Raw genomic sequence first — 23773 nt, forward strand, 5'->3', positions numbered from 1 at the left:
GTCTTACCCCGCTGCCCGAAAGAGTTTTGGGCCAACATAACTTAATCAAAGAAGGAAGTAGAATGAAAAAGCAACTCCACGCTCGTAACCGTCAGAAGGGTTTTGGCGCAACTGCTGCACTGTTTATGATTGCGCTGATCGTCGGCATCGGCAGCGCACTTGTATATGCAAATCGCGATACATCTGGTAATTCGGCAGCTGAGACTGCTAAGGCGTTTGCTGGCGTACTCCATAAGCAAGGTGCCGATATGCGTCTTGGCTACAACCTCTATGCGGCAAACGGCGGTTCTGTTGACACGATGACTTTCGACTCCACTGCTGGGACAGGTCTGTTTGAACCGTCCAAGAAATATGCGCTTCAGCAAAAGGCACCAGGTGCGGTGATGGCGGGTGGTGCAGACGGCGTCTGGACATGGAACAAGAACCTTAGCCTGCCAGCTGTAGGAACGGCTGCTGGTGACGGCGTGGCTATGGTGGCAGGCATTACTGAAGCCGCATGCATCAGCGTCAACCAAACAGCCTACGGATCGACATATAGCACTGCAGCATCCATCCCAGCGTCCGGTCTCGCAGCATCTGCGCTGGCAACTGGCGGTTCTGTTGTTACCCCTGGTGTTGGCAACTGGGCCGCTGGCTGCTACAAGACGACTGATTCGAAGTTCTTCTACTTTGTTGCGTTGAACGAAGCTTGATGCGGTAACTGATGTATCGAAGAGGTGAGGTCGCAGCTAATGCACTGGACTTTTCCAAGGTCCCAGTGCGGCTCTTACCTCGCCTCATTCAAAGGAATGAACAACGGTATGGAGCATGACTTTGATGCCGCCGACTTCTTACAAGGCGGGGCGAGCTCATGATACTGCGAGCGATATCTGTTAATCCACGGCAGGCTGGGTTTGGGGGGGTGGCGGTCCTATTTGTTATTCTGTTGATGGTCGGGATCGGTAGCGCGCTTACTTATATAGTAAGAGGTTCCACTCAGGATGCCTCTCCAGAACAGGCACGCGCTCTCGTTGGGATTCTACTCAAGCAGGGGGTAAGCCTAAAGAACGGATATCACTGCTTCTCGGCCGATGGGAAAGTGCTGCCGGACGACACATTTTTCAGTACTCCTGATAATTACGCTTTGGCGCAGTACGCCCCCAAGGAATTGCTGAAAGGTACCGTGCTGCAGAGTTGGACTGTCAGCGGCAATGTGCGGGTCACTGCAAGGGGAGAGCGTGTTGCGATCGCAATGGCAGTAAATATCACCGATTCTGGGTGTGCGCTCATAAACTTTCTGCTTCATGGTGCATTACCTGATTTCGTCCATGCATATTATGCATATGGCAGCGAAGCTGAAATACCAATCTCCCTTAAAAGGGTGGGGAGTATCGTTATCCCCATAGTAGGTGAGAACGTCGGACAGATTCGATCTGGTACTTTTACATCTTCTAAACCGTTCGCATGGCGCGAAGGATGTATGAGGTCCACGGATGGATCTGGTCCAAACTTTTACTTCACCTATCTGTAAATGGAACAGTCTATTATTGCGTACAAGCAGTTCCCTTTAGGGAACATGCCGCATTCACCTATGAGGCGCTATGCTAAGCACTGACCTAACTTCGCTGCCATGGAGCTCTGAGATATCGGTGGGTCATCCCGCTCTTGATGGCCTCAACAAAGACGTGTTCGATCTTCTGGCGGTCATAGAGAGCACTGTGCATCGGGATGATGCTGAGAGTATTGTCGGACAGTTCAGCCAATTATTCTCAACGCTATCGCATGCGCTAGACGTAGAGGAAAAATTGCTAGGAGCCTGTGATTATCCTGAACTTGAATGCCACATTACCATTCACGATCAGGTAAGGTCATACGTACATGCTTGGAAGCGGTCCCTCGGTGCTGGCCACAACCATGCCCATTTGATACGTACTGCAAGGAGAATCCATGCAGAGGTAACATCTTGGCTGATTCAGCACATACAAGGGGTTGACGCATTATATCGCCCGTACATGGTGACCCACTCGCCTTTGACGGCCATATGAAGCGCTATCAGCGCGGCTTTGGTACGGGAGTCGCCTTATTCTTCATCGCAGTATTGACAGCCGCTTCAGCAGCTGCATGGCATATCGCTCGATCTGCCGGCGACGTTCAGTATTTTCAAGAAAGCAAGGATGCCATACTTGCACAGAAAGATGACATCGTAGGTCGCTTAATTGCCTGTAGGGTAATGTTTCCCAATGGGGATAACGGCACCGGATATCGTATTCAATATCCAGCTGCGACCGCGCCAACTTCACTATCTGAGCTGCATTGCCCTGGTGAGGCGGCAAGCGCTTCTCTATGGTCGGGTGAAAACAGGGTTCTACAGCCTGGACCAATCCCCGGCTTCACTGAGTGGCATTTCGTCAACGATTCAGTAAGTGCGCGTCTGCAGATAGCAGCGGTTACAGACACCTCGCAGCTTCACCGTGACCTACTTGTTCTGGTAGCAGAACGAATCGGCGCACAAGCTTCAGTCAATGGCGCCACCCTGACTATAGCGATAGCAAGCTAGAGACGCTGGCAAGTAATTAACGATAACAAGATAACAACTACATCTCAATGTCCTCTATCAAATTTCCAGCTGTCCTGGTGGCGTTCGTGGGTGTAATGGCCATTGCTATGCCTGTTTCACATGCTGTGACTAATGGCAGCAGTATTGGTGCTCTCAAGACGGCCGCCGACCTTTCTCGTCGATCGACGCAGGAATTATCAGTGAAGCAGGCATTAGCAAGCCTGGTAGCTGAAACCCGCGATGAAGACGGGGATGGGTATCCGGAAGCGCCAGCTATGGTGGTAGGACAGGGAGGCCCTCTTGGCGGGGGAACCATCCCTGATTCCAGCATGGCGCCGAAGTCTGACGGATATCGTACAAAACTGGGGTATTGCTCTTGGGATAATGGCAATCAAGTCGTAAGTGTCGGTCGGATAGCGGGCACAAATTCCCTTAGCAAACCGGTGATCGCCGTCCTGTCGTCAGGTCTGGACGGTCAGTACCAGACTACCTGCGCGGATCTCGCCGGTACTGCAGTTCCGAAGGGTGACGACTTCGCGGTCGTTTTCAATTCTGCGCAGATCCGCCAAGGCGTAGGCGGAACAATCTATTGGGGCGACCCGGTTGGCGACATTGAGGCGTTAGGCGCTCTTAGTCCGGAAGGTGCAAAGGATGGCGAAATCAGGCTTGTAGGAAGCGACAATTCCTTATGGCGCTGGTCCAGTTCGTCAGGGGAGTGGCGCAATGTCTCAGCACCATTTTTTCAATCTGGCGTGGACAACATCGGCATCTTCGAAAGTGGTCGGCCCGGTGCGAATGGGACTCGGACAACCGCGGTCGGCGTGCTGTCTCTGAGAGATCAAATTGATTCAGTCGGCGATACTGCGGTCGGCTGGGGTGCGGCCGGAAACCTTCGATCTGGCGGCTATAACGCAGGACTTGGCATGTACACCCTCGGTGGCCTTCGCGAAGGAACGAATAACACGGCGATCGGCGCATACGCCGGATTCGCTGGCGTGAGCGGAGGTGCTGCGTTTTCCAACTCGGTATTTGTTGGCTACAACGCTGCGCCAGCTGCGGAGATTGCAACGGCGAACTCGGGCGCAATCACTTTGGTTGGCGCGAACACGAAGGCATCGGGCCTCAGCTTTGCGACCCCATCAGCCTTTATGACTGCCTTAGGCGCCGGTGCGACGGTCAGCTCTGTCAATACGGTGGTCCTTGGCAGGCCTGAAGACTCAGTCGTGATTGGTCAGGCAACAGCCCATCCAAGCTACAAATTGTTCGTCGCTGGAACCTCCGGCGGCACATCCGCGTTTGCGAATGCGTCGGATGCGCGTTACAAGACAAATGTGTCAGGGGTCAATAACGCGCTTGGTAAGATCTTGGCGATGGAGGGAGTTTATTACGAGTTCGACCGCGTAAAGTATGCTCATAAAAACTTCGAGGCTGGCCGGCAGATAGGATTCATTGCACAGCAAATTGAGGGCATCCTTCCAGAGGTGGTTAGGACGGACGCGGAAGGTTACAAGATGGTGCAATATTCCCAGGTTGTTCCTCTGCTTGTAGAAGGAATAAAGGAACAGCAGGGCCTGCTCAAGCACCTCCACCTCCGTGATCCGAGCGTGCTAACAGTCGATATCAAGACCTTTCAAGCAAATGAAGTCATCGCGAGGCGTATAGAAGCTCATGAAGCCAAAGTGGCTTCCCTTGAAGCGGAGAATGCGCGAGTGAGCAAACTTACCGCAGGCTCAATTGAAGCGGGATCTATTCGCGGCGATGTGATTAACTCTGGGAGCAAGACAACAGATGGTGGAAATGGTGATTTCCGATCTCTGTTCTCGGCCTCTGATGATGGCCAGTATATTGTCACCATCATGGGTGATGGGGGCTCCAGCGCTTATGCCACTGTGGCGGTTATCCGACGCAAAGTCGTTGTGTCGATCGTTCGTGCGAATGGCATTTCGATTCTTTCAAACGGCAGTGCGGTAGGGTTTACCACTCTCGATAAGCAGGTAAATGCGGTTTGGATGCGCGTGAGCTGACTGCGTAATGGACGATCTCGACGGCTTTCATAAGGGGCGTGTCATCGGCTTTTATCTTGACCGTCCAATATATGATTATGTGCTGATTCTCGGGCAGCGATACGAGTATCGCGGACTAGCTACTCAAGTCGATCGCAAGAAAGAAAACATGGGCCTGTCAAGCAACGAGGCGTACCTTGATCCAGGTCTTCTATACACGAAAGATATATAGAGTATCTAAACGATACGTATCCAGTACCTTAACGTGTGGTACTATTGCCACATGCAAAAGCTACGTTCGATCCTTAGATGCGCTGGACCGCAAGCTACCTCGAATGGGTGAGGCAGTGTTGCTGATGCCGTAGTACGCATTGACGGCTTGTTCCATCTTTATTTGCGATTGGCCGGCTCGCTGGGGCTTGAAGAAAGCGATCATCTTTTGGACCGGCGTGTGCGTCGCATCCATTAACCTGACTTCGGAGTTCTGTGAACATGGAAACCGACCTACAGCTTCAATTGGCTCAGGCGATCCGCGCACGGGATACCGCAGCGAATCTGCTTGCACATGCTACGGCATCAGGAAGCGAGATTCTTCTTGCATATGAACTTCAACTGCGGTCCATGCAGCGGGATGTCGATCGTCTTGAACAGGCTCTAGGTTTGGAAAAGGGCGATCCTGTCGATATCACGTCGACCCAACAGATGATGGAGAAAAAAAGATTGCTGTATCGGGTCGCATAACAGCTGATTAATTCGTACCGCAGATACCAAAAAGCCCACCGGAGGTGGGCTTCGTGGTCGCAATGTCGGTGCTGAATCCTTTCGAACCGCAGCACCTTTTCCCTCTTCTCAGGAGACAGGAAACTGTTTGAGTGAATGATCACTCGATGGCTTTATTAAACAGCAAATCTCTGAAAGTTGCAACAGCGATTTTCATAAGGACCTGAGAAATGATGAACATTTAATGATAATTTGCCGTTCCCATTGCTAGATCGCACTGTATCGACTCAAAGAGACTAATCATGAAATTAATACTAATGCTATTGGCCGGTTATGTGGGTTTTCAATACTTCTCTTCAGATGACGTGCCAACAAACGAAAAACCGGAAGTCGGGTTCATTCAGCAAGTGATATCAGGTGCAAATACGATGCTTTCAACGGGTGCAGGATCAATCCAAGCAGCCAAAGATGCAGTTCGTACGCTCGAGTCAGCGAAAGCCGAAGGAGAAAGGGCGCTCACCCAGTCCAGCCTCGGGAGCGGGCTGTTCTTGCCAGTCGCTGCACCAGGTTGCGGAGAGCCGGACGAGCACGGGAACCTCAAATACTGTTTCAATAGGTGACAGCAGCGGCTTAAATCTGAACAGATGTTCTTCATACCGATACGACAGGCTTACGCAAGGGTCGGTCATTTCCCACAAACAAGGAGAACGGTATGAATGAACAGGCCACATATCACACGAAACACATGCTGCATCTGATCGATCGCTACCCGCTCGGTAAGGAGGATCCAGATCCTTTTGTCCGCCATCTGTATGAGACGGCTGAATCCTGCGATAACCCTTTTAGTCAGATCATGGGGGAATATGCCGGAAACCCAGTCGGGATTGAGTTCCGACAGTCTGACGGCGAACGCTGGGCTTTTGTGCTTCCCGACGCCAGTGAACCAGGCCGATTCCGGGTGCAATATTTTGATTCGCGAGGGTTTTCTGGCCACTTTACTCACAATGACCTCGTAGCCGCAGTGGAGGATATGGTCCGGAGTGGCTACCGAGTTAAGGACATCGGTGCATTGGATCGGCTTTCCGAAACGCGTCAATGGGCGGCCGGCATCGAGTCGTCAGACCTTATCACAAGGCTAAACTCGGGAAAGATCGACTTCGCCGAGTTCGCAACAGAACAACAGGCGATCGCCAAAAAGTACGCGCTCGCGTAGGGCTTTTCTAACGTAATGTGCCTCGGACGATGTCCGGGGCATTTTCCTTACCTGCATAGTGGCGAGCAGAATCATTGCTCATGTGTTTCATCTCCTCTCGCAATGATTCCCGGACCTGATCCGGATTCAACATCGGGCCTTTCATTGGCTCATTGATCAATATCGTCGTTGTCGGCACACCAGATTGATCTGGAAGGCCACATAGGACTAAGAGGAGAGAAATGACATGGACTTTCAATACTATCCGACCCCTGCTGCTCTTGCCCTGCGAGCTTGGCAGAAATTTAAGAACCGTAACTTCGTGCGGGTCCTAGAGCCGCAAGCTGGGACAGGCGAGTTAGCAGTGGCGGTAGAGTCACTTGCGGACTACTACCACCGCCGGCGGCCAACTATCGATTGCTGCGAACTTGATGCGACGAAGCATCCGGTGCTTCGGGAGAAGGACCTCAATGTTGTGGGCGTCGATTTCCTTGAGTTCGGTAGTGGTGCAATATATTCCCATTGCATCATGAACCCGCCATTTGCAGAGGGAGCGAAACACGTCTGCAAGGCGTGGGATGTGCTCTGGGACGGGGAGATCGTGGCCATCATAAATGCGGAAACGATACGCAACCCGTTCTCCGCCGAGCGAAAGCGGTTAGCGCGGTTGATCGAGGAGTGCGGAGAAGTGGAGTTCATCGAAGATGCATTCATCGGGCCTGACGTTGTAAGGGAAGCAGAGGTCGAAATAGCGCTGGTTTACCTTCGCAAGTGTGCCAACGTGAAGGCCGATGTCTTTGGTACTCTCATTGAGGAGTTACGGCAGGACAGCACTACTGATGCTAGGTTGGCAGAAGGGTATCGGCAGGATGCGTTGCCTGCGTTGCCAGAATCCACGCTGGAGAATATGGTGTTAACGTTCAATGCAGCGGTCAAGGCTATGCAAGACTGTGTTTTTGCTGAAGCCAGATCTTCTTACTACACAACCATGCTTGGTGAGACCTTAGCGGTACGTGAGGCCGGTGGTTGTACGGCGAAGGACACCTCGGTTGAATGGGTACAGACAGAGGTTGCCAAGCGCTATTCAAAGTTGAAGGATAGGGCTTGGGCTGGCTTGCTGCGGTCTACGAACGTGACCACGCGTCTGTCTTCTGCTGCTCAGAAGCGACTGGAAAGTGAATTCGACGAGATCAAGAAGTTGGAGTTCTCCCTTCGAAATGTCTACGGTTTCCTTTGTGGCCTCGTTGAGAAACGCGGTGAAATACAGATGGAAATGGTCTGCGATATCTTCGACTTATTCACTCGTTACCATAGCGACAATGCGGTATTTTATAAGGGCTGGAGGTCAAATGACAGACATCGGACTTGTGGCATGCGTTTGAAAACCACACGGGTTATTCTTCCAGGCCACGGAAGGGAGAGCTATCACAACAGTCTGTCTGGGGAGTCTGAACGCCTGCTGCAGGACTTTGACAAGGTATTCGCGATGCTTGATGGAAAAGTAGAGCCAGAAGTTGGCCTTACAACTGTCTTTCGTCGAGATTTCCATTTCCTTCGTAGTGGGGGCAGGGCATCGAGCTCTTACTTTGATGTGCGGTTCTATGCTGGCGCCGGTACCATTCACTTCTACCCGAAGAGTAAGGAATTGATTGACCGCCTTAACCGTTTGGTCGGACGGCAGCGCCAATGGTTGCCGCCTGAGTCTACCCGGGTGAGCGAAAGCTTTTGGCTTCAATTTGACCAGGCGGAGCGATTCGATAAGGAACTTCGCAAAGAGGTGGCAGTGAGAGCTCGTGGTCGGAACTTCGGGAACGTCCACTCGGATCCGCTCGACTATATCGCAAGGCCAAATCATCATGATGATGTGCAGGTACAGAGCGCCATGGAACTGGTCGGCGAGGCCTGCGTTGCAGTGTTAAAGCGAAATGGCATTGAGGTCGATTCACTCATCGGCCACAATCCGCCAATGCAAACGACGCTTCTGTTAGAGGCTGCCTCACTGTGATTTAGGTAGCAGTGTCGGAATGAATCGGTCAGCCCACCTCTTTGAGGTGGGCTTCTTTTGATGTATAGACCTGCTTTGCGGGCTCGTCGACCATTTTTTCGAGAGGAGTATTCTTGTTACACGATGCACATGAGAAGCACAAAGGTCTGATCGTACGGATAAGAGAGGCACGGATAATTTGCTGGGCAAAGCTACAGCTTTGGTTCAACCTAACAGTGCCGCTACGGCTTGCATACGCACGTGACAGAGCAAGATATGCTGCTGCATGCGACGAGGAGGCCTGCCGACACTATGGGGAGAAGAGGGGCCTTGGTTCGCAGGCGTGGTTACAGCTCAAAGCCTTCGGCATTGCACTCACGCCGTCTGAAATCCCGCAGTGGTTCGTTGATAGCTGGTTCGTATCGACGGACGACGTAGCGGTCAGGAGAAAGTACTTGCCAAAAACGTAATACAAAGCTGCCTTGCCCGGCGCCACTCTAGGAGGCGCCGGGCATTTTCTTTACCCCCTTGGTTGGCACGCTGCAAGCAATAAGGGTCAACATTGTTCCGTGTACGAATCCGCACGCGCCCTTACTTATCTTGCTGTTCGTCGTTGCCCTTCTCAAATCGTCCTAAGACATCATCGGCGCGCCGCTTTTCGTCAGGGCTTAGGGCTCGTTTTGCAGGATCAAATTGGTGTGATTTGCCGATTTCGTCTGGAACACCGGACTCTGTTGGGTCGTAGCCTGTTTTGGCCTTCTCGTTTCTATCTGAATTCATGGTTTCCTTCCATCAAGGTTGTACTAGCTAGGATGACTCAGCCGCATCCGGATATTTCACAGTTCCAAAACGCACGCAGTATTCTTGTTTGATCCATCTGGCCGAACCCGTACCTATTGAGATCAAGTGTGGAGTTCGTCGTTCCAAATCGGGCGATGTTGTGCCACGCCTCTGGTGTTGACCGTACGCCAACGGTGCGGGTCTGCCTATGCCCTTCTCCTGCAACCTTGCGCCTAAGTAGCCCTGAGGCCTTTTGTTTTCCCTTCCTCGCAAATGTTAGTCATTTCCTTCTGCAAAGCATCGGCTAACTGATGCCGTCAACTAAACGGAGGAAAAGCTATGTCCCAACAATTTGCGGTTTCTCGCCGCAATGTCACTATCAACAGGCGTTTGATCCAAGCAGGTCTCCCGGTTCCACTTGCCATACCATTCACCTCCGGTGACGTGAGCATCACATTGCTCGTCGACGGCAAGTGGTATACAGAACCTGCCGCATGCTATGACGTAAAGGAAGCAGTACCTGTCGGCAAGGCAGTTTTTGTGGAGGCCATCCATGGACATGAGTGAGGTATTGTCATTTCATAAGGGTGCGCTCTACGACCTACCTGGTGATCCTTCCGCCGATGTCTATCTGCTGCCAGTTTCCGGTGGTGCCGATTCAAGCGCACTTGCCATCTTGATGCACGCATTGTTCCCGAATCACCGGTTCGAAATGGTCTTCACAGACACATTGGCTGATGACCCCTCGATCTATGAGACGCTCAATAAGCTGGAACGGTACCTTGGCAGGGAAATTACGCGTGTCGCGCCCGATAGGGGGCTATTTGAGCTGATAGACCACTACAACGGTTATTTACCGAGCCCTCAAGCAAGGTGGTGCACGAGGGAGTTGAAATTGGTCACATTCTCAAAATGGATCAAACAGTATGAAGGGCGTCAAAAATGGATGTTCGTCGGAATCAGGGCAGATGAGTCGGGTAGGCTAGCCTTTACGATCGACGAGGTGGAGACTGTCATGCCCTTCATCGATATGGGCATGCGCCGGGAGGATATTTTCTCGGTACTGGACCGCACGATCGGCATCCCGAAGCTATATCGGGTCAGATCGCGTTCTGGCTGCACGGTATGTCCGTTTCAACGGCGCAGCGAGATTGTTGGAATGCTGCAGGAAAAGCCAGTTGAATTCGTCAAAGGCATGAAGTACGAGAAGCTTGCGCCGGCTGACGCCAGCCGCCATCCGACTGCCATTCCGCTCCATGCGGATTCTGGCATTAGTTCTAACTGGCTCACCCTGCCGATGCCAGCTTCAGGCCAGATAACTGGCCGGCGTCCAAAAAAGGCGATGCCTTCTCTATTCGGTGAGAAGGGAATTTTCGTTGGCGCTGAGTTCTTCATGGATGGATGGCTATCGAACGACGAATTCATATGGCATCAACGTGTTGTCTCCTACTCTCCAACGCTGGCCGGCATCTCTCAGCAATTGGATGATCGATATCGTCATCTCCTGTCGACCGGGGAGGTTTATGGCCTGTCACCGGAGGAAGTCAGGTCCAAAGTGCGCTTCGCCATCTACTACATTGAGCTGTCTGACGAGGTCTTCGATCCCGAGCCGCCAAAGGAAAAAGGATATACCTGGCAACAAGGCAGTTCATATCGGCAGGTGCAGCATATCGTTAGCTATGCAACACGTGCTCTGCATGCTGAAGGGATGCGTCAAGAGGCGTCGAAACGAGCGCGGCCGTGCACCGTCCAGGAGGAATGGGTTGAGGGCAGCCGCAACGGCTTGACCAAGATCAAGCACGAAGTAGGGCATGTAGCGGTTTCACAATGGTACACAGCATCCGAAGAGGAACCTGTGGTTTCAGAGGCAGAGGAGCTCGCTCTCCTGCCTTGTCCAATGTGCCATCTATAGCAGTGCCAGAAACGCCGACATGAAGGCTATCGCAACTGGTGGCCCATTCTCTCCATGGCGCTGTTTATAAAACCGTGTTCGCCATACCGATATTACAAAGTCAACGTCTACCGCAATGGACGATTTTTTTCTCAAGGCGGCTTCTTCCGCTTCCCTTCTCAGGAGAACACCATGTCGACTACTCAGGTTTTCGCAGCAGTACCGCAGGCAATTTGCTACGGCGTCGTTACCGGCGGCACCAAGGCAACCCTCTCCCATCTGAAAGGTATGAAGGAGGAGGCTATCCAAGACGGCGCACTTTGCGTCTGGACCGAAGAATCAACGTGCCTTATCACAGGTCAGAAAAACATTTCCCTCATGGCTGAGATCTATACCACGATCCGTCATGAAGGCTGCCGTGTCACCCGTCACTGACAGGTACTCGGTATAACTCTCTCAAATCCCGCTGCGTCTTTGACCAGCGGGATTTTTCTTTTTCTGTGTGGGCCATCTCATTTCCGACAAGACCGCCTTCCTAACAAAGGCCGGCTCATTCCACCCCCATTCATTCAACAGGAAAGCCCATGAAACCCCAAACGACGGATGTACTCAACGTAGGTAAGGCAGCCCCAGGCGCCGCAGTAGATGCCAATGGCATCCATGACACCGAAGAAGAAGGTGTAACCATCTGCGGCATTTTTGCCGGTAGAAAGATTGCCCCCAACCTCTATGCGGAGGATGTAGCGAATGCTCGATGGGTGATTAGGTCTGTTGAACATCAACCATTTCCCAAGCGAGTTGGGGAGGTGATGGGTAGTGGCGGTCGCTTCCAGGCCATGCGTATGAACGGCGATCACGTGGCCATGAAAAGGAACCTGCTTGAAGCTGCTTGCGCTCTTGTCTGAGTTGCAGTCATTACCCGGTCTCCCCGAGACGGAACGTTCTAGATCAACCCTATCTATTGTAAGGACCACAGATGTACACACTATACGAAGCTGCGCGAGCCGGTTTTGACCCTATGCTTGTAGCATGCGGATTGCTCATCACTTCTATCGCTATTGTTTTGGCTATTTCAATGGCCGGCGCGAGACCGCAGCGAACAGCACTGCAGGTCCAGGAAGCCCCGCCAACTGCTGCGGTCAGCATTTTAACTACGATGGTGTCCCGGTACCCACGGTATGAGTGGTCAATCATGCACCGTGAAGGCGTTGATGCCGTTGTTTTCCAATTCAACGGTACAACGGTCGTTAACCCGATGCCCGATGCCGATCAAAGTCAGCGTCTTGATAAGGGATACGGGTTGCGGCTATGGGATGCATACTCCCTTGCAATGTTCAACGCAAGATTTCTCTGCGCAGGGACCGTTGACGCACCGGTCTTTCTCTGATCAACTCGCCCGCATCTGAATGTGTGCTCAGACGTCCTCTACACCGGAGGACGTTTTTTTCTTGTTGTCCAGTGTTCGTCATATCAACGACACAAGGACAGTGCCGTTTCTGGCATTTGGTTACAAACAACGACCTCGGATGATCCGTCAAGGGTTGTCGATAGAGGGCATTACACGGAAAATACCCATATGAAGCACCTTATTGAAAACGCTGCTCGTTCAGCTCCACAAGACCATAATTGCATCGGTATCAAGGTGGATTGGAGGAGCGACGCGTTCGAGGTAACAACGGCAAAGCAAGACGATACGTCGGCAGATGATGCGGCCATTCCGGAACTGTTTCACCGGATGACTTTTTCTGACCGCATCGATATGGAGCTTATGGTCCTCACCTCTCCTACCGTCCAACACCGCCTCTCTGAAGGGCTCGCCATCTTACGGCAGAAGGCCAGATTTATTCGCGTGCTTGTTGGCGAAGGCATGATCGATCCGACCTGCACCCAGGTCGAAGCAATTGCGGCGGCACGTCGTGACATCAAAATCGCCGCATTAGTCTGGCGCTCGGCAAGTGAATTTTACTCACCAATAATGGCGACGGCCGGAGCACGACGTCATGACAGCTGAACTGGCGGAAGTCCCCACGGAGGGAATATCGGAAGACATATCAGCCGCGCTATTTGCGGACTTGAAAAAAATGGCGCCGGCGATGACGGCCTTTCGGTACGAAATGTTCGCACGACGTATCGTCGCGGCAGAATACGGGCGCAGCGACGCCGTCGAATGGGCAATGGAATGGTGGGCGGAATTGGAGGCGGCTAAAAAGGAGCATTCAGCTGCAGCCGAAGTATGCATGCAAGAGTTGCAAGCCATGCGGAAGCGGATGCATGACGACTTTGTTGCCGGCATCGTAGAAAACCCTCGTTATCAGGCATTTCTGGATACTGTCGAGAATCCTGCAGAACTCAAAAGCAATGAGCCTTATATGGCCTGGCTATCCGAAGTCCTCGCTCTATATGCCGCAAATAAGCCAAAGGGCGCGGCCGCAAAAGACGGCGAGGTCGGAGGAGCATCTGCCTTTATACGGCGATACGCTGACGCAAATCTGTCCCAAAGAGTAAGAAAGGCACGCCTTCGAGTCGTGCCACCCAAAATCTGAAGTATGGAGCCCTCGGTCGATGACCGGGGGCTTTGCCTTTCGCGATTACCGGCGCCTGTCGCACATATCTGGAGACACGGTAACGCCGGAATGACCCGGCACCAGAGCGAAAGGAATGACATATGTTCGTATTTGATTCGGTGCAGTGGACCGACCCAGCTGTCCAGGCCGCCCTTATCCAAGCATTAGGTGCGGTGATCGCCACGTCGATCGCGGCCGTGTCGGCAGCAATTCTAGGAAGGCAGATAGGGTTGCGCCGTCGGCTGGAAGAAAAGCTACAAATGGCGCAGGCCGATATCTGCTTCTTGCTCGAAGTGGAGAAGACGCATTGCCGTCTGCATCAGGAGAAAGGCAAGGAGTCCAACAAGCTGCGAGTTCGGCGGGAAGTGCAAGAACGGGGATACATATGGTCCGGACGGTTTACGCCCAGTCGTATCCGTGCGAAGAACCCGTCCATACTGAACGGTACATCGCCTTTCGAGGGCGCCGCATCACGCATCGGCGCAACTGTACAGCCGCCTCAGCCACTTCTTTGACATGAACTTCATTACCCCCGGACGTCGTTCCGGGGTTTTTCATTCCCGTAGCAGCTGCCATTCAACGGAGACAGCATAGACCAAGTCTGCACCTTGACGTTCATACGCTGATTCGCTAATCTGCGTATATGACAGTAGAATCACACAAACTTCTCGATCTCAATGCGGTTCGATCCTTGTTGCAAAAGTCTGTTGTGGATAGCGGTAGTCAAGCAGCGTGGTGTTTCGAACACAAGGTGTCGACCGCGTATCTCAGCGATGTAATGAATGGGCGACGTGAACCAGGTAAAAAGATATTAGATATTCTCGGTCTAGAGAGTGTGATCCTTTATCGTAATAAGGCGAAATAGGTTGCATCTGCAACGTGCAAATAAGTGTTCGATCCTGAAATGACTGTGGATCGCTCGATAGTGAGTTCACGTCACCGTGTGATTCAGTAAGGGGAAATTATGCAGATGATAAAAGTGGCTGAAGGATGTTATGTGGTGCCTAGTGCCGTTGGTTCATTGGAATCAACCTGCGAGCGCTTAGAAGGCTCAGGAACAATTGTTTGTCGAACTACGATCCGTTCGATTACAGGAGGTGTTTTGTTCAATAGGGAAGATCGAGCAAAACTGGATGACGCGCGTAGTTGTGAGGTCGTCCAAATCACTCACCGAGAATACGCCAACAATCTTATGAATGGATAGTTGGTATAAAGCGGACTCTGGCAATGTGGCCAAATAGTGAATGGCCCTGGCATATCGATGTTGGCTACGAAGTCCTCTGAGAGCCGCCCGATTCCTCTGAGATTCCCACTCTTACCGTGTAAGTCACCCTCAATGGCATAGCTGGCGTTGCACAAACCCACAGAAGCTTAGGACGAGTCCTAATTATCAGGTAGTGAAGTTGCAGCTATTGTCGAATCCGACATGCCTTTCTCTAAGCGCTTGTTGTTCATCTCTCTGATACCAGGCATTCCAACGTGGGCTGCCTACCACTCAAAAGAGAGAACGTCATGAGGCTTATACATACTCCAGTAGCATCCCTAAAAGGTCGGACCATCGTGTTCCGGCACGTTTTCTGGCAAGTCATCGATACCGAAGGCAATGATGTCCTGTTACGCCGGGGGCCGTCCAACGACCAGAGAGGAATTCTGCAACGCAAGCAAATGAAAGATTGCCGTCTGTTCATGAACCGAGAGGAGATCGCCCGCCATTACCCGCGACTGCTGGAGGAACTGCGAACGGGATGCTGTCTGTCCTTTCAGGAAGCAGAGGATCTGCTGGCCGGTATGATGACAACAGGATCGTACTGGATGGGAAACGAAGCAATAGCTCGGATTGGCGGCGCGCGGGAAGCGGTCTTGCATGCCTTGCGGTGTCGCCGCCAGCGGCGCCATCTCAGTCATAACTAGTATTCAAGCCGGATTTCCTTCTCTAGAAGGATTTCCGGCTTTGTCGTTTTATACGATCTTTGGATTGCGGTCGGGCTGGCGCACTGCGTGCGGTTGCTCAAGCATATATGCGTGAACAACGCTACCCTAGTAGTTCTCTTTGCATCGGGGACGTTCTATGCATGATCGGGAATGGAAACGATACTTCAGGTCCGGGTTCGAGACGGTTGAGTTTCAGGGAGCTGTGCGAGGAATGTTACTGGACATTTTGGCGGCCGGACCAATGGAACGTCCGGCGTTGGCAGCTTCGTTTGGCGGTTTCGTCCGCAACAGCCAATGTCATATTCGGATTGTCCTGGCCAATCCGATGATGGCAAATCTGGGTATTAAACCAACACAACATGTTACGTCTCTGATTATGAATCTCACCTTCGGCAGGGCGGCAGGTATGCATACGCCCGCTTGGTACTTCGCCGATCCAGACGTGATGCAAGCGTAAAGTACATGGACTAGGCGTGGCGCATTATGCGCCAGCGACAAGACTAGGTAGATCGGTATGGGAGATTCTATGGCTGGTACTACGATGCATTGAAGCATCGTATCAAACGCATCAGAGTGGCAGGTAGATGTAGGCACTCGGTAGGCTTGTTAGTCATGGCGGTAGGAGGACCTCAATCCGGCTGCTAATGCCTCCGTGACATAAGGAGCCGCACGGCGTCACGTAAGGATTTGCGGGCCTTTGTAATGTAATCTGAGGTGGTGATTGTAGTTACGCCACTAGCATGCAACAACTTCATTTGTGCAGGTCGGGCACGCAGTTTGAGCCAAGTCAAACGCATGGGCGAACGGAGTAACGGGCAATTACATTTCAACCTAAAAGGGTACACACTCAATGACAGCGCAGCTATATCCGTGCGATGGTGTGGAGAAGAAGTTATGCTTACGTTGCCGGCAAATATACCCTCTATCCGTCCCTTTGCTAGCCGTGAGATTGGCTTATGCAGGGTAGTGGATTGGGCTTCCAAGACGATGCGTTCGTTAAAGGTGGCAAGGCGAATGACGCTACATACAGAATTCTGCTGCCTACCGCTTAACTCCTTGGCCAATGCACTTTCAAACACAAAGGAAGTTAAGTGCGTAGAGGCTGATGTCTTCAGCACTACGATCATTGTTGTCACCGGTGTATTGCACCACTAGCGCGATGCCCAGATGAACTGACGCTTGTTATCAGTTAGCGAAACCTTCAATGCCACACTTTGGAGGCTTATATGTTTCTCCATGTGCCTAGACGATCTTGCCGCTCTACGTTAGCGTTAGCTTCTTTCCTACTTCTCATAGGTTTATCAGGGTGTAATGACGGTGGACGAGAGGATTCGTTGCGGCAAGTTGGGGCGGAAAGTACTACGCCAGTTGGGTCTAACTCTTCAGCAGCCGCGCCTGGATCAGTAATTCCGGGAAATCCGACTGCCTTTAGCAATGCTCCCTGGAGTACTATTGTTGTTCCGCCGAGTGGGATGGATGTTTCCACGTCCGACAATGGCCTAACCGTTGTAAAAGTGTTCAAGCCAGGCGTTCTTCTAATCAGCGATACGGCTGACGTTACGTATCTTAGCGATTCGCTGATGGACTTCGCGGCGGCGCCGGTAGAACTGAAGTAGCCCCGTAGATTCCCGGACCAGCGGTATTCCTTACAATAACGACCAGGAATACACCTATGGATTTGCCTATGCCTCTGGGAAGAAAGAGCGAAGTGGAAGTCATTACCGGGGTTCAGCGGCGTAGACGCTGGACGCCGCAAGAGAAGCTGGAATGGGTCAGGAAGACGATGGAACCGGGCATGTCAGTTTCCCTGGTAGCCAGGCAAGCTGGCATAACAGCTAGCCAGCTGTTCCAGTGGCGTAAAGCCTATACCGAGGGCTCTTTGGTGGCGGTAGGTGCCAACGAACCGGTGGTGCCAGCTTCTGAGCTGCAGGAGGCCATGAAGCGGATCAAGCAACTGGAAGCCGCACTCGGTCGCAAAACGCTGGAGAACGATATCCTCAAGGAAGCCGTGGACTACGCCAAAGCAAAAAAGTGGATTGCGCGCTCGCCGTTATTGCCCGGGGACGACCAGTGAGACTGGTATGCGCCTCTCTTGGCGTGGCGCGCAGCCATATTGCGGCATTACTGGACCGGCCTGCCGACTGGGTAGACCGCAGAACAGCACGACACAGCAAGGACGACTCTGCTCTACTGGAAGATATCCGTCAGGTGGTTCGTGACCTCGGCACCTATGGCTACCGACGTGTATGGGGCGTCTTGAGGCATCAACCGGTCGATGCGAGCAGGCCGACACCGAATCACAAGACAGTCTACCGAGTCATGCGTGACCATGGTTTGCTGCTGTATCGACATGGGCAACGGCCGATTGACACGCGCCGGCATGATGGCAGGATAGCTGTTGACGCCAGCAATACCCGATGGTGCTCCGACGGCTTCGAAATCGGCTGTGACAACGGCGAACGGGTACGCGTGGCGTTTGCACTGGACTGCTGTGACCGTGAAGTCATGAGTTGGGTGGCCACGACCAAAGGCATCGATGCCAGCATGGTAGGTGATTTGATGATGCAAGCGGTGGAGTATCGATTTGGCGCCAGCAGAACTGCACCGACCGAGATTGAGTGGCTGTCCGATAATGGTTCCTGCTATACGGCTGCAGAAACCCGGTCGTTTGCGCGCATGCTGGGCCTGAAGCCCGTTACCACGCCGGTACGAAGCCCGCAAAGCAATGGTATGTCGGAGTCGCTGGTGAAGACCATCAAGCGTGACTACGCCAGTCTTGCGCTACGTCCGGATGCCAGCACAGTGATGCAGCAATTGGGAAACTGGTTTGAGCACTACAATACGAAGCATCCGCACAGTGCCTTGAAGTACCTGTCTCCTCGCTTGTTCAGGGAGAAGAGACAGGCCTTAGCTAACTAATACCGACGGTCCGGAAATACAGGGGCGAGACCAAGAACTATTAAATGGTACGGTCTTTACTTACCGTGACGAGCCGTGGGCGGCGGTGACTGTAACACCGCAAGCGACGGGCAGAACATTAGTAACAGTTCGGCCGGCAGAAAGTGGAGAGGTACTACTTGATCTTCGCGTAAGTGGTACCGTTTCACTAAATCATTTGGATGCTACCCGGACTTTAGTTGAGAAGGATCCTGCAATTTCATTAGCCGCAAGTGTTGAGCCCCCCCGACTTGCGAGTACCCCAATGAATGGTCTACCAAGAACACTTGCCCGCACCGAGATGAGGCTTGGATCAGAATGCGGATTCACTGGGACATTTATCCCAAGAAACCTCACAGGTGTAAGTTGCCGCTTCTCCCTGAATACGCCAATCGAGGGGATTAGTTTTCAAGGCACGGTAGGTATAACAGATCTGAAGATGAGCAATATTAATTTTGCTCGTGGAACCAATGTCGGAAACTCCTCAACGGAATTCAATATGACAGGAGGCGTATCACTTGCGGCCGCGAACAGTAATTCCAACGTCCGCGGCGTTGGGAGTCCGCTAATACGGAAGCCGATTCCGATTGCCAGGGTTGCGGCACCAATTTGGTACACCTTAGGATTAGTGCGATTAGACTTCCCAATTGCACTCGACGTGAATTTACCTATCTTTGGACAAGAGGTTGGGTTCAACGGCACACTCCCTTATAAAGACGGAATCAAGTCACCTACGGGAGCGTTTCAATTTCTCTTCGCGCAGGTTGAGAATTTGACTCCATCTGTGCGGTTTGAGGATGCATTCATTGGTCTTAAAGGCGGTCCAACACTTGTGCAGAGTACTCGGCCGCGGTTTGGTCTCCAATGGATATTAGGTGATGACGAAACAATAGTGGGATCGGAAGGGGTATTTGTTTCGTTTGGCGGTAAGTTCGATGTGGGTGTTGATCTACAGCCACTGTGTGTCAAGATCAGTGGGAGTCCGGCTTACGCTGCTGGCGCGGATCTTCTGTTGAGAAGCCTTTTCAATATGAAAGCTTTTCTAGAAAAGGAGATCAGCCTTCAGATTGACCTACCACCGAATATTGCTAGGACGTTTCCTGAGAATTGCGGTACAGCACCTCCGGCACCACCAGCGAGCCGTCCTATCCTGACCGTCAACTCTGTGACATGTACTTTTAGAGATCATGCAACGCAAAGCCACTCATTCGATTTAGGGCGTACTGCCCCCACTGGTATCGTTGAGGTGACCGCATCAGGTGAGGTGACTGGTGTTGTTGATCCAGATGCAGTTGCGGTAGATATCGGCTCTATTAAGGCGGACGGGAGCGGTAATCTAAGTGGCGGTGGACTTGGAATAGGGCTCAGTGGTGCTCGCTGGGAGGTTAAAGTCGACCCACCTTCGCAAGGAAGCAATCGTATGACCTGGACCGCAACTATGAGGGATACGCTAGCGCCCCGTGAATGGTGGTTCGGAGCCGCAAATCCTCAGTTGACTGCAGTGGTGTTCTGGGATGTAACGCCCCAACGAAGGGAGAGTGTTCGCCTTGTCCCAAATCGGCCGATCCTTTGTACTGGTTAAGGACTCCCCGTTCACTCTATAAGGCCATCCACCATTCTGTATCAATGCTGAGAAGGTGGAGGACGGGTTTGAATGATTCGTAGATCTTCTTAGCCTCGACGAAAACAAAAACCCTCTATAGCGATGCTATAGAGGGTCGAACTGCACTTATTTCTTCTTTGGACGGATACGTCTTTTGGGAGCGTATCCGAAGCGTTTCCAGGTTTCTTCGCCGATCTGCAACGGCGATGTCCGACCTGATTTCAGGTTGATGAAGCCACCATGGTAGGTAATCTGGCCATGACGGAATAGCTCTGAGAGGAGATTGCATGCATAGAGCGCCACGCTGCTGTTGATGAAAAGGGACTGCTTTTCGAGTGCGTCGGCCAGACTGCAGCTTGGCACATCATCCTTTTCATCGAGCTTTGGATTGATCAGTTCCGGCAGGAGATCCGCTGCATGTGGCAGACGTACCGTCTTCCGTTTCTGCGGTATCGTAGGGTCAACCTCGCCCAGGATGACTTGAGAATCAGACAGTCGGTTACCGCAGTCGAGCCAGTAGTTGACCTTGCTTTCCCTAGCTCCCGCCAAAATGGCGGCCCGGGCCTGTCGGTTGTCAACACAGCCGATCACCAGATGGCTTTTCAGGTCGCTAGTTGCCTTAACCCTGATTACCTCGCTTTTCCACTGCAGGCCGAACGCAATGTTGATTCTGTGGATCAGCGTTGGTGCTTTGTGCTGCCCTATGTCGCATGGATAGAACGCTTGCCGTCCAACGTTGGCCTCACTGACAACATCATCGTCCCAAAGTGTTACATGCAACCCGCTCGGATGACCCAATGCGAGTAGCGCCAGGTGCAAACGCGCCAAGTTATTGACCATTTGGGAACCTGTGCCGCCGGCGCCAATGACATGGACCTTGACCTGTTGCGTGAGAAGTTGCGGATGAATGAAGTGAACGTCCATCATTGCTCCCATTTATTACCGAGGTCAATGAAGAGGCCGTTCGCGCAAAGCCGGAATCTTGCCTCCAACTCGCCGTCAAGACACCCGAACACACCGGCAACCTTGTATTCGCCGCGGTCATCGGTATCGTCCTCTTGCGAAAAGAACGCATTGATTCGACCATGACTGTGGAGATCCACGACGAGATGTTCGTTGTCTCCAAGCCGCGGACGTTGGAAGCTCACGGACTGCGGTGTAGCGGTCGTTGGTGTAATTGGAACCAGCTTCCACGTATCCGTTTCGGCATTCCATACGATCCATGCAGCACATTCCAGCGGACAGACGTCCCGTGCATGGCTGATGAACTCGGACACCAGTTCGCGTGGTGCTCGTGCGATCTGGATTGCCTTCTGAACGGTCCCATAGGGCATTGCGACCGCGCTCTGTTGAACCAGCGGCCAGCGAAGGTAGAGCCAGGCTCGCCGTGCTTCCAGCCAGAGGCCGTTAGACGAGGCAAGGAAGCGATGTCCATGGTTGGCTAATTCTGTAAATTCGCCGTGAAGAGGAACCATGATGGTTGGTACAGCGGTTTGAAGTGCAATATCGATAGGATGAAGCATTGTGGTGTCCAATCTAGTTAGAGTTTAAGAAGGCTCGCGACTGTTCTCTCCTCAGGTACAAGGACCTCGGTGGGGAACGTGGCGAATTTCTGATCGAGCATGTCACGCCAGAATGCGTAGCATCCGTGTTCGTATTTCACGAGAGCGTCCTGGCCGTACTGGTTGGGATGGGTAAAGGCCGAGCTAAAGAAGGCTTCCGTCCATGCGGCAGGAGAATGACTTTTGTTCTTCGTAGGGATTTTCGTCGTTCCTGCACAGATGTTGCCGCCACCCCAAACATTAAAGTAGGGGGCTTTCAGCAGTTTTGTATTGCTCTCAGGACGGGCGTTCTCGGGTAGCGCAAAGACGTACCAAGTGCTACGGGCCACCGCAAAGAGCAATGGCGGCTGCGGTGTCTCAGCTGCACGCTTTCCGAGTTCCGTGCAGTTGAAGGCCACGTGCCTTCTGGCGGCTGGCTCCCACCACATCAAGAAATCGTCGGAGGAAGCAAGGATATTCTCCCCAAAGAGTCGAGGTGCTACCCGGACTCTTTCGGACAGGTCTCCCAGCATCTCCAGAATTCCCTGCTTTGTGGCGGGATGGCCTTCCTTGATGACAAGGCCGCGTTCGCTCAACACGACAGGATTGACCGTGACGAGGTCTATCTGTCCGGGATTGGAACCGTACAAAAGAAGTGCGGCTTGAGCTTTGTAAGATGGGTTTGTTTGGTGAACCGATACGTTCATGGCTTCCTCTATTGAATGGTTGACAAGATTTCGACGCCGGTCTGCGGCTTTGTCTGTGTACGGTTGTGATGAAAAACGTGAACGGATAAGAAAGCGGAGTGCGCGGCGAGGGGGCTCAGAGCCATGGCCAGACTACATATCCCCACGTGAAAAAGAAAAAGCCCTCTGAGGAATCAGAGGGCTTTGGGGTTGGAGCAAAGTTTTGGAATGCCGTCGGAAGTCGATCTATCCTCAGGCATAGTCCCTTTCATCGGAAAGTAGGTACAGCAGCGAATCGATGGCGCCGGCGAGTTTGAAACCCGCTAGCATTTTGTCCCACCAGCCTCTGAAATCGCTCTCTGAAGTCAATTGAACGATCTCCAAGTGAGACATTGTCGTGTAGTTGTCAGAGCAGTTATTGGCCATTTCTATGTAATCGTCCATAGCCTGTTGGAGTCGGTCGTTCTCATGAAACCGGACATAAGCCATGGTGTACACAGGATGCTCGTCGCCGTATTCCATCTTACCCAGCGCATACTTTCCTGCCTTGAAATCACTTGCGATACCAATGCAATTTGAAAGGATGCCTTTAGCCCAATCTGGAGTGGAAGGTTCATCAATGATGCTTTGAAGCTGCTCAGGGGTGTAGCGCAGTTGAGAGTTCACTGCCCATTTGGGGACGCCTTCAAGCAGCTCCTCCTCTGTTGGCAAACCTTCATACTCGTCACCGTCAGAGCCAGGTACATCGTCTGGATTGTCCTCTTTTTCCATTCTGCGTTCGTCGAAGCGATAAAGCCATTCGAGTTGGGTGAACACATGGTCGAAGGTGAACAGATTCATGCTCCCCCATCCGGCATTGACCAGTACAGCGTACACCGTCTCTCCAAGGCCCTCTGCGATTGCTTCAAGCCGTTCCAGGACCTTGCCGACATGGATCGTAGGCACGCCACCGGACTCGATTCCGAATTTGAAGCGAGTCAGTTCGGACGGACCACGATGTTCATCGCAGACGGCCGCATATTCTTCAACGGCGCCGTCAGCTACGCATATTTCGAACTCGACGGTTAGGAAGTCTCCCATCGCAGCAGAAAGCTCGCGCGAGAATACTTTGGAGATCAGTCCGTCGATGGATTGCATAGGAGTGATGTCATCATCCCTAACCAAACCGAGGCGGCCAAGGTACCTTGCGAGCAGGGCGATGGATGGGTGAGCAGACTGGACGTAACTTGCCGGAACCGATCCGTCAATGGTCGGCAGTGCTAGAAGAAGGGTGGAAGATTCTGTTGATTGGGTTGGAGAAACTCCCCGGATTTGTGAGTGAAAATCGCTCTCGTAGCCTTTGAACATGTTGCCATTTCCTTGTGGTCAAAAGAAAAGAGGGGCTTTGCGAGCCCCTCTTTGCCA

Annotated in this window: 27 protein-coding genes; 22 read left to right on the forward strand and 5 right to left on the reverse strand. The window is 52.4% G+C overall.

Annotated features, from left to right (window positions below):
- Window positions 1-62 precede the first annotated feature (62 nt).
- The 10 genes from RY831_RS14745 (at window position 63) to RY831_RS14785 (ending at window position 8456) form a co-directional block, all read left to right on the forward strand.
- Window positions 63-692, forward strand: coding sequence for a hypothetical protein (locus tag RY831_RS14745; protein ID WP_326507126.1), 630 nt, complete (start codon window positions 63-65; stop codon window positions 690-692).
- Window positions 693-850: 158 nt separating this feature from the next.
- The gene (locus RY831_RS14750; RefSeq protein WP_326507127.1) at window positions 851-1510 is read left to right on the forward strand and encodes a hypothetical protein; all 660 of its coding nucleotides are present in this window, start codon (window positions 851-853) and stop codon (window positions 1508-1510) included.
- Between the two features lie 70 nt (window positions 1511-1580).
- Window positions 1581-2024, forward strand: a complete 444-nt coding sequence (locus RY831_RS33245; protein ID WP_367576094.1) for a bacteriohemerythrin — start codon at window positions 1581-1583, stop codon at window positions 2022-2024.
- Window positions 2021-2536 (forward strand): hypothetical protein, encoded by a 516-nt coding sequence (locus tag RY831_RS14755; RefSeq protein WP_326507128.1) that lies wholly within the window; start codon window positions 2021-2023, stop codon window positions 2534-2536. The genes RY831_RS33245 and RY831_RS14755 overlap by 4 nt, the downstream gene beginning before the upstream one ends.
- 47 nt (window positions 2537-2583) lie before the next feature.
- Complete coding sequence (locus tag RY831_RS14760) at window positions 2584-4560, forward strand: tail fiber domain-containing protein (protein WP_326507129.1); 1977 nt, start codon at window positions 2584-2586, stop codon at window positions 4558-4560.
- Between the two features lie 7 nt (window positions 4561-4567).
- Window positions 4568-4771, forward strand: coding sequence for a hypothetical protein (locus RY831_RS14765; protein ID WP_326507130.1), 204 nt, complete (start codon window positions 4568-4570; stop codon window positions 4769-4771).
- A 260-nt stretch (window positions 4772-5031) separates the two neighbouring features.
- Complete coding sequence (locus RY831_RS14770; protein WP_326507131.1) at window positions 5032-5280, forward strand: hypothetical protein; 249 nt, start codon at window positions 5032-5034, stop codon at window positions 5278-5280.
- Window positions 5281-5561: 281 nt separating this feature from the next.
- Window positions 5562-5879 (forward strand): hypothetical protein, encoded by a 318-nt coding sequence (locus tag RY831_RS14775; protein WP_326507132.1) that lies wholly within the window; start codon window positions 5562-5564, stop codon window positions 5877-5879.
- Between the two features lie 92 nt (window positions 5880-5971).
- Window positions 5972-6472 (forward strand): hypothetical protein, encoded by a 501-nt coding sequence (locus tag RY831_RS14780; protein ID WP_326507133.1) that lies wholly within the window; start codon window positions 5972-5974, stop codon window positions 6470-6472.
- A 226-nt stretch (window positions 6473-6698) separates the two neighbouring features.
- A complete protein-coding gene (locus tag RY831_RS14785; protein ID WP_326507134.1) occupies window positions 6699-8456 on the forward strand; it encodes a DUF4942 domain-containing protein in 1758 nt (585 codons plus the stop codon).
- Window positions 8457-9026: 570 nt separating this feature from the next.
- Here the strand turns inward: RY831_RS14785 and RY831_RS14790 are convergent.
- Window positions 9027-9215, reverse strand: a complete 189-nt coding sequence (locus tag RY831_RS14790; protein ID WP_326507135.1) for a hypothetical protein — start codon at window positions 9213-9215, stop codon at window positions 9027-9029.
- Window positions 9216-9554: 339 nt separating this feature from the next.
- Between RY831_RS14790 and RY831_RS14795 the strand changes: the two genes are divergently transcribed.
- From RY831_RS14795 to RY831_RS14850, 12 genes are all read left to right on the forward strand, one after another.
- Window positions 9555-9782: a hypothetical protein gene (locus RY831_RS14795; protein WP_326507136.1), complete on the forward strand. Its 228-nt coding sequence runs from the start codon at window positions 9555-9557 to the stop codon at window positions 9780-9782.
- A complete protein-coding gene (locus RY831_RS14800; protein WP_326507137.1) occupies window positions 9769-11127 on the forward strand; it encodes a phosphoadenosine phosphosulfate reductase domain-containing protein in 1359 nt (452 codons plus the stop codon). Before RY831_RS14795 ends, RY831_RS14800 begins: the two co-directional genes overlap by 14 nt.
- A 171-nt stretch (window positions 11128-11298) precedes the next feature.
- On the forward strand, window positions 11299-11541 hold the full coding sequence (locus tag RY831_RS14805) for a hypothetical protein (RefSeq protein ID WP_326507138.1): 243 nt from the start codon (window positions 11299-11301) through the stop codon (window positions 11539-11541).
- A gap of 149 nt (window positions 11542-11690) precedes the next feature.
- Window positions 11691-12011, forward strand: a complete 321-nt coding sequence (locus RY831_RS14810) for a hypothetical protein (protein ID WP_326507139.1) — start codon at window positions 11691-11693, stop codon at window positions 12009-12011.
- A 71-nt stretch (window positions 12012-12082) separates the two neighbouring features.
- On the forward strand, window positions 12083-12493 hold the full coding sequence (locus RY831_RS14815; RefSeq protein WP_326507140.1) for a hypothetical protein: 411 nt from the start codon (window positions 12083-12085) through the stop codon (window positions 12491-12493).
- A gap of 189 nt (window positions 12494-12682) precedes the next feature.
- Window positions 12683-13117 carry a hypothetical protein gene (locus RY831_RS14820; RefSeq protein ID WP_326507141.1) on the forward strand — a complete coding sequence of 145 codons (435 nt, stop codon included), beginning with the start codon at window positions 12683-12685 and terminating at the stop codon, window positions 13115-13117.
- Entirely contained in the window at window positions 13107-13649 is a 543-nt protein-coding gene (locus RY831_RS14825; protein ID WP_326507142.1) for a hypothetical protein, read from the forward strand. The genes RY831_RS14820 and RY831_RS14825 overlap by 11 nt, the downstream gene beginning before the upstream one ends.
- Before the next feature lie 122 nt (window positions 13650-13771).
- Complete coding sequence (locus tag RY831_RS14830) at window positions 13772-14185, forward strand: hypothetical protein (RefSeq protein WP_326507143.1); 414 nt, start codon at window positions 13772-13774, stop codon at window positions 14183-14185.
- Window positions 14186-15182: 997 nt separating this feature from the next.
- Window positions 15183-15581 carry a hypothetical protein gene (locus tag RY831_RS14835; protein ID WP_326507144.1) on the forward strand — a complete coding sequence of 133 codons (399 nt, stop codon included), beginning with the start codon at window positions 15183-15185 and terminating at the stop codon, window positions 15579-15581.
- Window positions 15582-15813: 232 nt separating this feature from the next.
- Window positions 15814-16059: a hypothetical protein gene (locus tag RY831_RS14840; protein WP_326507145.1), complete on the forward strand. Its 246-nt coding sequence runs from the start codon at window positions 15814-15816 to the stop codon at window positions 16057-16059.
- Window positions 16060-17286: 1227 nt separating this feature from the next.
- Window positions 17287-18521, forward strand: a protein-coding gene (locus RY831_RS14845; protein WP_326507247.1) for an IS3 family transposase whose coding sequence is annotated in 2 segments (ribosomal slippage) — window positions 17287-17620 and window positions 17620-18521 — 1236 coding nt in all. Because the reading frame shifts where the segments join, the coding sequence is not laid out codon by codon here.
- A gap of 283 nt (window positions 18522-18804) precedes the next feature.
- Window positions 18805-20121, forward strand: a complete 1317-nt coding sequence (locus tag RY831_RS14850; protein WP_326507146.1) for a hypothetical protein — start codon at window positions 18805-18807, stop codon at window positions 20119-20121.
- 147 nt (window positions 20122-20268) lie between these two features.
- On the opposite strand, the gene RY831_RS14855 is transcribed toward RY831_RS14850, so the two are convergent.
- The 4 genes from RY831_RS14855 to RY831_RS14870 form a co-directional block, all read right to left on the reverse strand.
- A complete protein-coding gene (locus RY831_RS14855) occupies window positions 20269-21069 on the reverse strand; it encodes a PRTRC system ThiF family protein (RefSeq protein WP_326507147.1) in 801 nt (266 codons plus the stop codon).
- Complete coding sequence (locus tag RY831_RS14860) at window positions 21066-21665, reverse strand: PRTRC system protein A (protein ID WP_326507148.1); 600 nt, start codon at window positions 21663-21665, stop codon at window positions 21066-21068. Before RY831_RS14860 ends, RY831_RS14855 begins: the two co-directional genes overlap by 4 nt.
- Before the next feature lie 17 nt (window positions 21666-21682).
- On the reverse strand, window positions 21683-22390 hold the full coding sequence (locus tag RY831_RS14865) for a PRTRC system protein B (RefSeq protein ID WP_326507149.1): 708 nt from the start codon (window positions 22388-22390) through the stop codon (window positions 21683-21685).
- Between the two features lie 231 nt (window positions 22391-22621).
- Window positions 22622-23716, reverse strand: a complete 1095-nt coding sequence (locus RY831_RS14870; RefSeq protein WP_326507150.1) for a PRTRC system protein F — start codon at window positions 23714-23716, stop codon at window positions 22622-22624.
- Window positions 23717-23773 lie beyond the last annotated feature (57 nt).

It is taken from the genome of Noviherbaspirillum album (genome assembly GCF_035916955.1).
GTDB classification, from domain to species: Bacteria; Pseudomonadota; Gammaproteobacteria; order Burkholderiales; family Burkholderiaceae_D; genus Noviherbaspirillum; species Noviherbaspirillum album.

Bases quoted from the DNA above. Each gene is read 5' to 3' on its own strand.
- RY831_RS14810 (WP_326507139.1), top strand. From the start codon at position 11,691: ATGAAACCCCAAACGACGGATGTACTCAACGTAGGTAAGGCAGCCCCA.
- RY831_RS14760 (WP_326507129.1), top strand. From the start codon at position 2,584: ATGTCCTCTATCAAATTTCCAGCTGTCCTGGTGGCGTTCGTGGGTGTA.
- RY831_RS14830 (WP_326507143.1), top strand. From the start codon at position 13,772: ATGTTCGTATTTGATTCGGTGCAGTGGACCGACCCAGCTGTCCAGGCC.
- RY831_RS14775 (WP_326507132.1), top strand. From the start codon at position 5,562: ATGAAATTAATACTAATGCTATTGGCCGGTTATGTGGGTTTTCAATAC.
- RY831_RS14835 (WP_326507144.1), top strand. From the start codon at position 15,183: ATGAGGCTTATACATACTCCAGTAGCATCCCTAAAAGGTCGGACCATC.
- RY831_RS14815 (WP_326507140.1), top strand. From the start codon at position 12,083: ATGTACACACTATACGAAGCTGCGCGAGCCGGTTTTGACCCTATGCTT.
- RY831_RS14820 (WP_326507141.1), top strand. From the start codon at position 12,683: ATGAAGCACCTTATTGAAAACGCTGCTCGTTCAGCTCCACAAGACCAT.
- RY831_RS14800 (WP_326507137.1), top strand. From the start codon at position 9,769: ATGGACATGAGTGAGGTATTGTCATTTCATAAGGGTGCGCTCTACGAC.
- RY831_RS14755 (WP_326507128.1), top strand. From the start codon at position 2,021: ATGAAGCGCTATCAGCGCGGCTTTGGTACGGGAGTCGCCTTATTCTTC.
- RY831_RS14785 (WP_326507134.1), top strand. From the start codon at position 6,699: ATGGACTTTCAATACTATCCGACCCCTGCTGCTCTTGCCCTGCGAGCT.
- RY831_RS14795 (WP_326507136.1), top strand. From the start codon at position 9,555: ATGTCCCAACAATTTGCGGTTTCTCGCCGCAATGTCACTATCAACAGG.
- RY831_RS33245 (WP_367576094.1), top strand. From the start codon at position 1,581: ATGCTAAGCACTGACCTAACTTCGCTGCCATGGAGCTCTGAGATATCG.
- RY831_RS14870 (WP_326507150.1), bottom strand. From the start codon at position 23,716: ATGTTCAAAGGCTACGAGAGCGATTTTCACTCACAAATCCGGGGAGTT.
- RY831_RS14765 (WP_326507130.1), top strand. From the start codon at position 4,568: ATGGACGATCTCGACGGCTTTCATAAGGGGCGTGTCATCGGCTTTTAT.
- RY831_RS14840 (WP_326507145.1), top strand. From the start codon at position 15,814: ATGTTACTGGACATTTTGGCGGCCGGACCAATGGAACGTCCGGCGTTG.
- RY831_RS14790 (WP_326507135.1), bottom strand. From the start codon at position 9,215: ATGAATTCAGATAGAAACGAGAAGGCCAAAACAGGCTACGACCCAACA.
- RY831_RS14855 (WP_326507147.1), bottom strand. From the start codon at position 21,069: ATGATGGACGTTCACTTCATTCATCCGCAACTTCTCACGCAACAGGTC.
- RY831_RS14750 (WP_326507127.1), top strand. From the start codon at position 851: ATGATACTGCGAGCGATATCTGTTAATCCACGGCAGGCTGGGTTTGGG.
- RY831_RS14805 (WP_326507138.1), top strand. From the start codon at position 11,299: ATGTCGACTACTCAGGTTTTCGCAGCAGTACCGCAGGCAATTTGCTAC.
- RY831_RS14825 (WP_326507142.1), top strand. From the start codon at position 13,107: ATGACAGCTGAACTGGCGGAAGTCCCCACGGAGGGAATATCGGAAGAC.
- RY831_RS14850 (WP_326507146.1), top strand. From the start codon at position 18,805: ATGAATGGTCTACCAAGAACACTTGCCCGCACCGAGATGAGGCTTGGA.
- RY831_RS14770 (WP_326507131.1), top strand. From the start codon at position 5,032: ATGGAAACCGACCTACAGCTTCAATTGGCTCAGGCGATCCGCGCACGG.
- RY831_RS14745 (WP_326507126.1), top strand. From the start codon at position 63: ATGAAAAAGCAACTCCACGCTCGTAACCGTCAGAAGGGTTTTGGCGCA.
- RY831_RS14865 (WP_326507149.1), bottom strand. From the start codon at position 22,390: ATGAACGTATCGGTTCACCAAACAAACCCATCTTACAAAGCTCAAGCC.
- RY831_RS14860 (WP_326507148.1), bottom strand. From the start codon at position 21,665: ATGCTTCATCCTATCGATATTGCACTTCAAACCGCTGTACCAACCATC.
- RY831_RS14780 (WP_326507133.1), top strand. From the start codon at position 5,972: ATGAATGAACAGGCCACATATCACACGAAACACATGCTGCATCTGATC.